The sequence below is a fragment of the Neobacillus drentensis genome, from assembly GCF_036962125.1.
GTDB classification, from domain to species: Bacteria; Bacillota; Bacilli; order Bacillales; family Cytobacillaceae; genus Neobacillus; species Neobacillus drentensis_B.
Genome location: NZ_JBALOA010000001.1, coordinates 186467 through 199069, shown reverse-complemented (window position 1 = coordinate 199069; position 12603 = coordinate 186467). Strand labels below are relative to the sequence as shown.

Genomic DNA, 12603 nt, shown 5'->3' with positions numbered 1-12603 from the left:
ATATTGGGTTTTAATATGCTGACAGTAATTAGATAAAGTGTAGATCTATTTTGATAAAACGTTTGTTTTCCTTTAAACTAAGTAACAAATGTAGAAAAATTGTGTGGTGAAGGAATTGGGAAAACAAGTGGAAGAAACATATGAAATTATGGAGGTCTGTTTGCTGGCAGGCAAAATTATGCTCCAAAGCGGAGGAGAGACTTATCGGGTAGAGGATACCATGATGCGGATGGCAGCTGCCTTTGGAATAGAAAATACACATAGTTATGTCACTCCTACAGGAATCATATTTTCTGCAGAAGGCACAGAACCAACGAAGACCAAGTTGATAAGAATCTCTGAACGATCAACGGACTTAAAGAAGGTCTCTATGGTAAATAGCATTTCAAGAAGTATTAGCAGTGGTGACATCAACCTAAACGATGCCTTAAAACATTTAAAAGAAATTGATTCCCAAAATGTGACCTTTCCATTTAATATTCAGGTGGCAGCGGCTTCATTGGCTAGCGGTTGTTTTATGATCATGTTTGAGGGCGGTTGGAACGATTTCCTTCCGGCAATGGTCTCAGGAGGATTGGGTTACCTAAGCTTTGTCTATTTTCATCGTTTTGTCCCCATCAAATTCTTCTCAGAGTTTTTAGCATCGTTTGTGATTGGCTTGCTTTCTTTTTTGTTTGTTTATTCAGGAATTGGTCATCAATTAGATAAAATCGTCATCGGGTCTGTGATGACGTTAGTTCCTGGGCTGTTGGTTACTAACGCAATCAGGGATTTAATGGCGGGTCATTTAGTATCTGGGCTTTCTAAAGGAGCCGAAGCTTTTCTTACCGCATTTGCAATTGGAGCAGGGATTGCAGTGGTATTATCATTTTTGTGAAATTGAGGTGTTTTTATCATGGCAGTTCTTGCACAAGCAATCACGAGTTTGATTGCAACAAGCGCCTTTGGCATACTATTTAATGCACCGAAAGAATCATTAGTGAAGTGCGGCTTAATCGGAATGGGTGGCTGGTTAATTTATTTCCTGCTCGAAGATTACTCTAAAAACGCCATTTTAGCGACATTGGCAGCGACTATTTTCATCGCGGTCCTCAGTCAGCAATTAGCCAAATTTTATAAGACTCCCGTGATTATTTTTAGTGTAGCTGGAATTATTCCACTCGTTCCAGGAGGTCTTGCCTATGATGCGATGCGTAATTTTGTCGAGAATGATTATAATTCGGCGATCGCATTAGCCGCAAAAGTTCTTATGCTCGCTGGTTCGATTGCTTTCGGGTTAGTGTTTTCAGAGGTCATTAATCAAATATCTAAAAAATTCAGGACAAAATAATGTGCGAAATGAATCCTTAAAAATCCCTTTTAGTATAAAGTGCTAAAGGGGCACTTTTATTAAGAAAAAGTTAAGCAATTATCGATATCATTAATTGGAAAATACTTTCCTTTATTGCGCTAGTATATTCTGGTAAGGTAATATAGTAGAATATTACTAGATATTATCTTGCATTAAAGTCTATTACAAGGAATGGTACAACAATTTATGAAAAAAATATTAATTGCATTTATCTTTATCTTTATAATAGGTATCAGTGCGAAAACCATATATGCGGTTAAATTTGAACGTCAAGCAAGCGTACAAGTCACTGAAGCAGCCCCATTAATTACACGGGTATTGGCTCTAGTTTCAAAAGAGGCGCCAAAATTGCCTGATAGCATCAAGTTGGATGTGCCGTTAATTAATCAAATGGATGCACCAAAACTATACAATGGCTGTGAAATAACCAGCTTGGCGATGATTCTAAATTATCATGGAATAAAAGTGTCAAAAAATGAAGTAGCCAAAAAGGTGAGAACGGTACCGTTAACCTATAGTAACGGCAAAAAAGGAAATCCTAATGCAGGGTTTGTCGGCGATATGGCGAATGGGCCAGGACTGGGTGTATATAATGGTCCAGTATTAGAGGTTGCCAAGAAATACGTCGGTGATCGAGCGGTTAATTTAACCAATCATTCGTTTGATGAAGTATTAGAACAAGTAGGTCAAGGGCTGCCGGTTTGGATTATCACGACTTCTAGCTTTGCACCTGTCTCTGTATTTCAAACATGGAATACTCCGCAAGGAAAAATTAATATTACCTTTAGTGAACATAGTGTTGTCATTACGGGGTATGATGAAAAGTATATCTACATTAACAATCCTTATGGAGAAAAAAATCAGAAATTAAATCGAGTTAGTTTTATTAAAGCTTGGGAACAAATGGGAAAACAAGCAATTGTAATTAAAAAGTAAGGCCTGACACAGAAGCAGGCCTTATTTTTTGGTCTGAAAATGGGCGAAGGCAGAGGAATGAAAAATTCCTCTGCCTTCTTAGCTTTATTCATTTTATGAATTCATATATCGTAACTTGTGATTGGTTGCTAATTTCTTGTCAGCTATCGCAAGTAATTTATTGTAATTGTTTATAAAAACAAGTTTGCCGCGGTTATTCTTCCACCTGAAGGTTTTATACCTAAACGACGTAAGCCCTACCTCTCTTACATCCTAACGGCTCCGAAGCCGATCCAGTGTGAATAAGTTTTTATTTTAAAACATAAGCAGAATGCCAGAAAAATTCTTACATTGCGTTATCTTCTTAATTACAAGTTACTTAAATGTGAAGCACAAATATTAATATTACCGGACACGATGGAAAATGTCAATAGTTTTTATAGAAATAAAATACTTAAAGGAGTAATTGAACAGATTGTAGAAATATAGTTTTATGTCGATTCGATGTAGATAAATGACTTATAGTTGGATATAAAAACCCTTTGGTAAAGTAAACCAAGTAGTGAGTAGGAATGGGAGGCAGAGGATGATATTTTTTCGAAGGTTGTTTCTAACGGTGGCTAAGTACCGGTATCGAACGGTCTTGTTAATTACGACAGCTTATATTTTAATCAATGCAGAGATTATGAGAATACTAGAACCGAAAACATTTGACAGCACTTCTCATGCCATTTGGTGGATTCTGACAACCATGACAACAGTAGGCTACGGAGATGTGTACCCGACGACATTACTCGGAAGAATTTGGGCAATGTTCATCGTCTATACAGCCGGAATTGGGCTTTTTGGTGTTGTCATCGGGATGATTGTTGATGCTGTGACACAATACAAACGGATGAAGGAGGAAGGAAGAATGACCTTTCGAGGAAAGAACCATTACGTCATTATTGGCTGGACTGCCAAAAGTAAAAACACAATAAAAGAGCTATTTTTGGGCGATGATAAAACAGAAATCGTGCTAATTGACGAATTAGAGAGGACACCCTATGAACATGAAAGATTTCTATATATTCAAGGCAGTCCAACGGATGAAGATACCTTAAGAAGAGCCAAAATTGAAAATTCTAAGGCAGTGTTGCTGTTTGCTCCAGATGGTATCGAACATCCTGATTTAGCAGATGGAAAAACACTTTTAACTGCGTCCTCAATCGAACGTTATGATGAGGGAACGGAAAAAAACATTTATACGATTGCAGAAATTTTGAATGAAAGGCATGTCGGGAATTTCAAACATGTCAAAATAGACGAATTTATCCTTTCCCACGAATCTGTATCCAACTTAATGGCTAAATCAGCACAAACAAAGGGTGCAAGCCATTTATTCACCCAATTATTAAGCCGTCAGGAAGGGGAGGGAGGCAGTGATTTATGGGAGGTAGAAGTAAGGAAGGATTGGAAGACTTACGGAGATGCATATGAGTCCCTAAAGGAAAAAGGCGCCCAGCTCATTGCTGACCGAAGTGATTTAAATATTTTAAAAAAGTGGAATGAACCAATAGATAAAGAGGCTAGATTATTTATCATCTGCGATAAGAATACATACCAATCATTATAAAAAAAACGCATCCAAGAGATGCGTTTTTTAATATGTTAAACAACCTGCTATGACGACGCCAATTGAAACGGATAAGAGCAACAAAAATAGGCCAACTGCCTGATTATCTTCTTCGATGCTTTGACTAACGTTAAATCGTGGTGTGAGCCATTCAGCCAAGTAAAAAACCACAATCTGAGCCACAATTCCGATTGCCCCCCAAATAACCATATCCATAAGTGAAATAGAATTGGCAGCGGTAGAGTATAAAACGATTGCAAGCCCGAGAAGCCTGCCGCCAAGGACATAACTTGCTGCCTTATTTCCCTTTGCCATTAAAGTAAACTCTTTTACTTTTGTCGTTACTTCCATCAGAAACAAACCTACGAATAGAAGAACTAATGAAACAACTAAATATAATAAGAAGTCCGTCATTTACATTCCCCCTTGTTATTGAATGCCCACAGGTAAAAAGTATGACTCGTTACCAGTGATTTTTCCGCCAGCACGGATTCCGATACTGCTTGCTTTTCCTGCAATCAGAAACGAGCCAAAAACCATTGAAAGCTCCTCATTTCCCTTTTCAGTTTCCAATGAAACGGTGGGGAGAGGTACATATTGCTGATAAACTGCAAGTTCTTCCTTATAAGTTTGATGAGAATTTTGAACCGATATTTTGGAGGACTGATCCCAAATCGTAACCGTATCTCCTTCTCTGCCAAAAGTAGGTTTTTGCACATAAGCACTACTGCCAGAAAAAGCTTCTGCTTCAAGATAGGTGGGAAGCATATATTCCTTTATCCACCCTTGCTCTTCTTCTGTATAAAAAGCTCCTTGTTCTGCTAAGCCCCACATCAAACATTGGATTGATTTCGGCTGCAGTAAAAAAGCAGAGACTGGATTCAATAGAGCCAGGTTTCCTGATTTTACGAGCTGGAGTAATTCGATTCCCACCGAATCTCCCGATAGTGGTTCCCGGTCATCAAGCAAATGCTCGAGCGGATAGGTTTGGCGGTATAACACGTCGATAAGTTTCCCTTTATCATCGACGAGTCCACCGTTTGTTATTCGAAGCTCCGACAAAGGTAACGCCCGATTGGTTACTTGGCAAATCTCACTTAAATATTGGATCGTATTCCAGTCCTCGAAATGGTCATCGTGCGCAGTAAAGACTATGTTGGGATCCTGTTTTCCCATTGCTGCTTCTAAAACGGCTTTGGTTATTCCTGACGAGAGCAGCCGTTCCCCGCCAGCATTCGGATCGAGGTATCCAAATTCCGAGCAAACCTTTCCATTAATATCGAAACATTCCACAATAAAGGTAGGTGTGTCACTATTAAATTCCAGTAATTTAAGACCCTCTGGAGTCAACGCAAAATCGAAACGAGCAATAATCGTTTCAGGGGACATAGTTTTTAATCTTAAGAACGGAAGGCTCTCAGGGGGATACCCCAGTGTGAGGAGCTGTTCATCGGTTAGACTCCGTAAAAGACGGGCTGTCTTAAAGAAAACAGTGCCCAGTCGTTCCGTTGATTCTTTTATTTGCTGGGAAAGCTGCTCAGTAATGGAATAAACATGATAAAGACTATATTCACTATCGTATAAGTCTGACCAAAAGGCGGGGAATTGCGCATAAAACGCTTTTCGATTCCTTGTATATAGAGACATAGCTATCCCCCAAAGCCACCTTTTGAGCCGCTGCCGAATCCTCCTTTAAAACTGGAGGACGATTTGTATGACTTATAAGAGGACGACTTAAAGAGTGTTGATTTATTTCGATAATAGCTTCCCCCATAAAAGAAATGGCCGTAATGAGCCGAATGGGTATCATCACATTGCCAAACCCCTTGATCATCATCCCAGTCCCAGTCTCGGCAGTTTACATCATCGGGTTTAGGAGGGCGGTCGTCTGAGCAGCCTGAGAGTGTTCCTGCTAAAAGGGAAGTAAGAACACCAGTTACTAACCATTGGGTTTTCTTCACCATTTCACGCTCCTTTTTAAAAAATAAAATAGTAATATAAAAGTTTAACCTTGTTAACTGTCTAGCGACAGGTCATACTCTGTTGACCAGGGCGCCTGCGCTTTTCTTATTTAATTATAAAAGTAAACCGTAGGAAAACAATGGTAAAATAAAAGAAAAAAGGAAAGAGGAATAAAATTTGCGTTTAGAATATCGATTGGATGACGAGTATCAAAAGTTTCCTGCCCTTTGGAATTATTCAAACTTAACGATTAGTGAGGCTGTGGCAAGAATGTCATGTGAATACTTTGTCAAAGAAGCTGAGACGTATGTGGTAACAGCAACAGCTACCGACCCAGATGGAACGACTGTCCTTTATGTAAAGAAAGAAAAGTTGTTCGATGGTGGAATGAATGACATATATCCCCAGATTGGTTTTGAAATTAGAGAACTTCAGAGCCAAGGATCACTCCTTCTTGAGAAAAGAGAAGTTTGGAATCATGAAGAGGTTCTTGCACTTCTTCACTCCGATATTATTTACCTTGAGAAGGATGGCAGATTTCACGAATTTACCTTAGATTCACGGGAAATTGACGAAGACCGGAGATGTTATGTGTATTATGGAAATTATTCTGGAAAAACTCTCTAACAAAAGTGTCTAATTAAAACTAAGAATAGAGAATTAATAAAAAAATTTTCGACTTATAAAGGATAAAGGTGATTTTTGTCGTATTTTAGGAATATATATGTATTTTGATGGGGGAAAAGCAATGTTGGCAGAAAAACTTCTTTTGAATGTATTAATTACATTAGCACCTGTCCTGCTTTATAGTATCATTATCGAAAATAAACAAAAAATTAATTCTCCTATTTTAACCGGATTGTTCCAAAGTGTCGCAGCACTTGCATGTATGATATTTTCCTATTCAAACTATGGATTTCATTGGGATCTTCGCTATGTTCCTCTTATCCTCGCCTTCCTCTATGCTGGACCGCTGGCGGGAGGAATGGTGGTTTCCACTCTCCTAGCTGCACGAATCATAATGGGGGGAGATACGGTTGTTTTTGGCCTAGTTAATACTCTTTTGACAGCATCTTTCCCGTTCCTATTAAAAAGACATTTTTGGAGTTTTAGCCCAAATAAAAGGGTTCTTCTGACAACCTTATTTAGTTCATGGTCGTTACTCCTTTGTTATTTTTCACTTACCACATTTCGCTATTTTGAGGGAAATCTCCTAAAACTAGACTTAAATATTCCTGACCTTCTTCTTGTCGGTCTGATTCAAACATTAGCCATTTCTCTAGGAGCTAAGCTGGCTGAAGGAATTATTGAACGGAATCGAATGAAGAAAGAAATTCAACGGGCTGAAAAATTAAATACTCTAGGGGAACTTGCGGCTTCAATTGCGCATGAGGTTCGCAATCCATTAACCGTTGTAAAAGGATTCCTCCAGTTGATGCAAAAAGAAGAAAAAGGAAAAAATTACGAATATCTATCCCTTGTTCTGAGTGAATTAGGTCGTGCAGAGTCCATTATTAATGACTACTTAAATTTTGCAAAACCAAAATTTGAGAGAATAGAAGAATTCCTATTAAAAGAAGTATTAGCAGAAGTAATCATGCTGTTGGATCCACTTGCTGCAAAACAAGGGGTCCAAATTGTAAGCGAGTTGGATACAACGGGATTCACCCTGGTGACAGACCGAAACCAATTGAAACAAGCGCTCGTTAACCTTATTAAAAATGCAATTGAAGCAACACCTGATGGTGGAACGGTAAAAATACTTAACACATCAGATAATTATCATACTTCCATCTTAATTACTGATACTGGTAAAGGAATGACAGAAGAACAATTATCACGGATTGGTACCTTGTTCTACACGACAAAAGATAAAGGAACTGGACTCGGCACCTCTGTCTCCTTAAGAATCATCGAAACTATGAATGGGAAGGTTTCATACAAGAGCCAACCAGGCATGGGGACGGAAGTGAGAATGGTTCTTCCGGGCAGCAAAAAACAAGCATTGGTAAATTTTTAAATAACAATAGCTAACTGGTCTCAAGGGCTGTATGCCTTATTGATTCATAAACTGAAATCGATGACTTCAAAGGGAAAACCTTTGAAGTCATCGATTTTTTTGTGATGGCGATGTTATGAAAATCAATAAATGTAATTATAAATATGGAAATAATATAATAATATCTCAATAGTAAAAAACGATAACATAAGGACTAACATATCGTGCCTAAGGATTATCTTTTCCATGGAATTATCTTCAAATAATTTTATTTTTCAAAATATATTGCTTTTTTAGTAAAATAATTATATTATTTCGATATACAATTTTATGCGGGGTGTTTTTTCAGAACATTTCGACATAAATAATGGAGGTTTAGCTAATGAATTTATTTAGAAAAAAGTCAATTCAGGACCTCATTCAAGAAGCTGGAAAAAAAGATGTAGTCTTAAAGAAAGATTTAGGGGCATTTGATTTATCCATGCTTGGAATTGGGGCTATTATAGGAACAGGAATATTTGTATTAACAGGGGTTGCTGCCGCAGAACATGCAGGGCCGGCACTTATTTTATCGTTTATTCTATCTGGACTAGCATGTGTCTTTGCCGCCCTATGTTATGCAGAATTTGCTTCTTCTGTCCCAGTATCAGGAAGTGCATATACCTATAGTTACGCAACATTTGGTGAAATCATAGCCTGGATATTGGGATGGGATTTAATCTTAGAATATGGATTAGCTTGCTCTGCTGTTGCAAGTGGATGGTCCGGCTATTTACAAGGATTGCTCGCAGGGTTTGGCATTCATTTTCCGAAAGCAATAACTAGTGCATATGATCCTGCAAACGGAACAATTATCGATGTCCCGGCCATCCTAATCGTACTAATCCTTACATTTCTACTTACACAGGGTGTTAAGAAATCCGCTCGATTTAATACGATTATGGTAATTATTAAACTGGCAGTTGTGGTATTGTTTATTGGCGTAGGTGCTTGGTATGTAAAGCCTGAAAACTGGACACCATTTATGCCTTTTGGTTTCTCAGGTGTTACAGCTGGTGCGGCGACTGTATTTTTTGCTTATATTGGTTTTGACGCTGTAGCGACTGCGGCTGAAGAAGTAAAAAATCCGCAAAAGAATATGCCAATTGGTATTATTGCATCTTTATTAGTTTGTACCGTGTTGTATATTGTTGTTTCTGGAATTTTAACTGGAATTGTTCCTTACCAAGAATTAGGTGTGAAAAATCCAGTTGCATTTGCACTTAATTATATTCATCAGGATTGGATAGCAGGTTTTATTTCATTAGGTGCGATTGTAGGTATCACGACTGTATTATTGGTTATGCTTTATGGACAATCTCGTCTATTCTATGCGATCAGCCGTGATGGCCTTTTACCAAAAGTCTTTTCAAAGGTTGATAAGAAGAAGCAGACACCAGTGATGAATTCATGGATTACTTGTTTACTAGTTTCGATTTTTGCTGGATTCGTCCCATTAAATAAACTTGCCGAACTAACAAATATTGGAACATTATTTGCCTTCATGACAGTGGCAGTGGGAATTTTATATCTTCGTAAAAACAAGCAAGCACCTAAAACCGGATTTAAGGTTCCATTTGTACCTTATATTCCAATTTTAGCCTTTGTATTCTGTGGTTATTTAGCACTGCAGTTACCGAAAACAACATGGATTAGCTTTGGAGTGTGGCTGGTAATCGGGCTTTTTGTTTACTTTGGATATGGACGTAAACATTCAACCATGAATAAGCCGCTTGAACAAGTGAAAAAAGTAAGTTAATTAAGGGATATTACAAAAGGGACTTACCTAGAGTAAGCCCTTTTTTGTATGGAAAAAATAGCGAAAAATAGCGAAAAATGTCGAAATTCATCGTTTCTACAAAAATAATGTAATTAAGACTTGAAAAAGATGATAAGATAGGAGCAGGATTTAATCACTATGTTTACACGATGATCAGATTAAGGGAGAAGCCACATGAAAGAAAGCATCAAGAATCCAAAGCTGTTATTTGAAGAGAGAAAGGCAATAATACTATTTATATGGTTGTTTTACATTATGTATTATTCTTTTGAATTCTTCTATTATCAGATTAGACCAAAAATAAATAGCGAAAAAACCCTTTTTGAAACTGACGAGGTTGGACTTGGGATATGGTTGTATATTTTAATCTTTTGTATACTCCCTGTTTCAATCTACTTTATAAAAAAAGGTAATCCCTACATTGTAAAATATATTTACATCCTTGGTTATATAGGTATTGATATGATTGATACTCTCATGACATATATGGGAACAGAAGATAAATATTCTGCGGGGAATATAGTTGAGGTATTATTTGTATTATTTAGCCCGATTTTTGTTAATAAAAAATATTTTTGGACTGTTTCAATAGGAATGATAGGGAAAGAAATTATTATAGGCCTATTATTACAAGATTTAAATGTAGTAGTACCTATGGTTATTTACATCATCTTATCAGTGATAGCCTATATTTTGGTGATTCGTTTTAATTCATATATTAAAACTCTGACAACAGTATACGAAGAACTTAGACATAAAGAAAAGTTAGCTGTCATTGGTCAAATGGCTGCGGCTATTGGTCATGAAATTCGTAATCCCTTATCTTCATTAAGAGGTTTTACACAATTGCAGCAAGAGCGTTATCCAAATACCAATGATTATTTTCCAATTATGATTCAGGAAATTGACCGAATTAATTCAATTGTTAATGACTTGATGTATATTGGAAAACCAAAGGTAATCCATTTTGAAAAGGCAAGCATTGAAGAAATCATTGCCTACACATTATCCATTACGCAGCAACAAGCAGAGCGACAAGGTGTAAAGGTTGAAACAACCATGGCAGGGCCCTTACCGCCTCTCGATTGCGACGAGAAACAACTGAAGCAAGTGTTTATTAATCTAATCAAAAATGCAATTGAAGCCATGCCTGAGGGTGGAAAAATTGAAATTCGTGTGAAAGTCTTAGAAAAACAGAAAATGGTAGTATCTATACAAGATGAAGGTGACGGAATTCCAAAAGAAAACATCCTTAATTTAGGAGAACCATTTTACACGACAAAAGAGTCTGGTACCGGCTTAGGGTTAATGGTTACTAATCAGATTATAAAAGAGCATTTTGGGGAATTTAACATTAGTAGTGAGCTTGAAAAAGGGACTAGGGTTGATGTGATATTACCGATAAACCATAGATAAGTAAAATGATTACGGAAAAATTTAAATTATTATGAAATAGATGAGTGAAATCTACATTTTATTTAAAAATATTTCTTTTTTATACATAAATCATCATTGTTTTATCTATTTCTATTAAAACAAATGATTTATAATTAAGTGAAGAGTAGTGTTTAATCTTTTTTAAGAAATATATGTCATATATTATATCTTGTTGTCGCTTAAAGTTATTTTATTCTTTATGTGAGGGAAACAACTATGAAAAAAGAAATAGATTCAAATATAAGAAATGAAGAAGGCCGAACGGTCAAATGGTTTTTGGTATTATTTTATATTATCTATGTAGGTTTTGATGTTGCATATACTTTTATCGCTGAGTATATCCCAAAATTAGATGATGATGCACCTGATGTATTACGTTTATGGATTTATATTATTATGTTTTCTTTAATACCAATTGCGGTCTACTTGTACAAAAAGCAAAGATATCACCAAATCAAGTATTTGTATTTTATTTGTTATACATCAATAACCCTATTAAATGACATTGTATCATTTATAGGTAAACCAGAACTTTATAAAACAGGAAATGCAGTTGAAATCTTTTGGTTATTATTGTCTCCTATTTTTGTGAGTACACCCTTTTTTAAAGTGGTAACGATAGGGTTATTACTGAAGTACATTATTGCTGGATTAATTATTCAAACTCCTTTTGCGCTAATGAGTATTTTAATGGTATTTATTCTTTCTATTTTTTCGTTCATCCTACTAAATAGATTCCAATCATATGTTAATGCTGTAAAAACTTCTTATGACTCTCAACTTATCGGAATTGTTAAGGGAGTAATTGCTACTCTTGAACTTAAAGACCCTTATACCAGAGGCCACAGTGAAAGGGTTGCAGATTATGCTTTAGAATTAGCGAAAATTTGTGGGAACTATTCAGATGAAGAGCTAAAGTCATTTAATTATGCTTGCTTACTTCACGATATTGGCAAAATTCATATACCAGATCAAATTCTAATGAAGCCAACTAATCTTACAAAAGATGAATATGAAATAATCAAATCCCATACAATTGTAGGCGCTGAGGCAGTCTCAGAGGTAGCGGGATTAAGAAGTAATATCGAAGTAATTCGTTCTCACCATGAACGCTGGGATGGAAAAGGTTATCCAGACCAATTAATAGGCGAACAGATACCGTATCTAGCTCGGATTGCAGCAGTTGCTGATGCATTTGATGCAATGACTTCCACAAGGTCATATCGACCTGCTTTAACCATCGATGAAGCATTCGAGCGAATTTTGGAGGGCAAGGGTACCCAGTTTGATCCTGAATTGGTTAATGCATTCCAACGTGTTTTTCCATCATGGAAAAAGATTCACGCAAAAGCAAATGAAAAATGTGGTGGTCAAGAAATAAAGATAAATAAAGCGTACATCTAACTTTAGGAGGTGGATAATGTGAGAATCCGTAAACTTAAAAAAGTTAAGGCAACTGCTCCTTGCTGGTGGTGCTGGTTTTTATAAAATGAAAAAAAGGATGC

12 protein-coding genes are annotated in these 12603 nt (G+C 36.7%); 9 read left to right on the top strand and 3 right to left on the bottom strand.

Features of this window, described 5'->3' with window-relative positions; translation table 11 throughout:
- Window positions 1-148 precede the first annotated feature (148 nt).
- The 4 genes from V7121_RS00945 to V7121_RS00930 all read left to right on the top strand — a co-directional run bounded on the left by V7121_RS00945 (window position 149) and on the right by V7121_RS00930 (window position 3881).
- A complete protein-coding gene (locus tag V7121_RS00945) occupies window positions 149-877 on the top strand; it encodes a threonine/serine exporter family protein (RefSeq protein ID WP_420490620.1) in 729 nt (242 codons plus the stop codon).
- 18 nt (window positions 878-895) lie between these two features.
- On the top strand, window positions 896-1330 hold the full coding sequence (locus tag V7121_RS00940; RefSeq protein ID WP_335500466.1) for a threonine/serine exporter family protein: 435 nt from the start codon (window positions 896-898) through the stop codon (window positions 1328-1330).
- Between the two features lie 207 nt (window positions 1331-1537).
- A complete protein-coding gene (locus tag V7121_RS00935) occupies window positions 1538-2287 on the top strand; it encodes a C39 family peptidase (RefSeq protein ID WP_335500468.1) in 750 nt (249 codons plus the stop codon).
- A 565-nt stretch (window positions 2288-2852) separates the two neighbouring features.
- Complete coding sequence (locus V7121_RS00930; RefSeq protein ID WP_335500469.1) at window positions 2853-3881, top strand: potassium channel family protein; 1029 nt, start codon at window positions 2853-2855, stop codon at window positions 3879-3881.
- Window positions 3882-3908: 27 nt separating this feature from the next.
- On the opposite strand, the gene V7121_RS00925 is transcribed toward V7121_RS00930, so the two are convergent.
- From V7121_RS00925 to V7121_RS00915, 3 genes are read right to left on the bottom strand one after another with little or no spacing between them, the layout of a single operon-like run.
- Window positions 3909-4295 (bottom strand): DUF350 domain-containing protein, encoded by a 387-nt coding sequence (locus tag V7121_RS00925; RefSeq protein ID WP_335545428.1) that lies wholly within the window; start codon window positions 4293-4295, stop codon window positions 3909-3911.
- A 15-nt stretch (window positions 4296-4310) separates the two neighbouring features.
- On the bottom strand, window positions 4311-5528 hold the full coding sequence (locus tag V7121_RS00920) for a glutathionylspermidine synthase family protein (protein ID WP_335545427.1): 1218 nt from the start codon (window positions 5526-5528) through the stop codon (window positions 4311-4313).
- Between the two features lie 2 nt (window positions 5529-5530).
- Window positions 5531-5845 (bottom strand): hypothetical protein, encoded by a 315-nt coding sequence (locus tag V7121_RS00915; RefSeq protein ID WP_420490690.1) that lies wholly within the window; start codon window positions 5843-5845, stop codon window positions 5531-5533.
- Window positions 5846-6020: 175 nt separating this feature from the next.
- Here V7121_RS00915 and V7121_RS00910 point away from each other — a divergent pair, with 175 nt between their 5' ends.
- The 5 genes from V7121_RS00910 to V7121_RS00890 all read left to right on the top strand — a co-directional run bounded on the left by V7121_RS00910 (window position 6021) and on the right by V7121_RS00890 (window position 12502).
- A complete protein-coding gene (locus V7121_RS00910; RefSeq protein WP_335500476.1) occupies window positions 6021-6470 on the top strand; it encodes a hypothetical protein in 450 nt (149 codons plus the stop codon).
- 121 nt (window positions 6471-6591) lie between these two features.
- Window positions 6592-7863, top strand: coding sequence for an ATP-binding protein (locus V7121_RS00905; RefSeq protein WP_335500478.1), 1272 nt, complete (start codon window positions 6592-6594; stop codon window positions 7861-7863).
- A 361-nt stretch (window positions 7864-8224) separates the two neighbouring features.
- Window positions 8225-9640, top strand: coding sequence for an amino acid permease (locus tag V7121_RS00900; protein WP_335500480.1), 1416 nt, complete (start codon window positions 8225-8227; stop codon window positions 9638-9640).
- 195 nt (window positions 9641-9835) lie between these two features.
- Complete coding sequence (locus V7121_RS00895) at window positions 9836-11077, top strand: ATP-binding protein (protein WP_335500482.1); 1242 nt, start codon at window positions 9836-9838, stop codon at window positions 11075-11077.
- A gap of 237 nt (window positions 11078-11314) precedes the next feature.
- Window positions 11315-12502 (top strand): HD-GYP domain-containing protein, encoded by a 1188-nt coding sequence (locus V7121_RS00890; protein WP_335500484.1) that lies wholly within the window; start codon window positions 11315-11317, stop codon window positions 12500-12502.
- Window positions 12503-12603 lie beyond the last annotated feature (101 nt).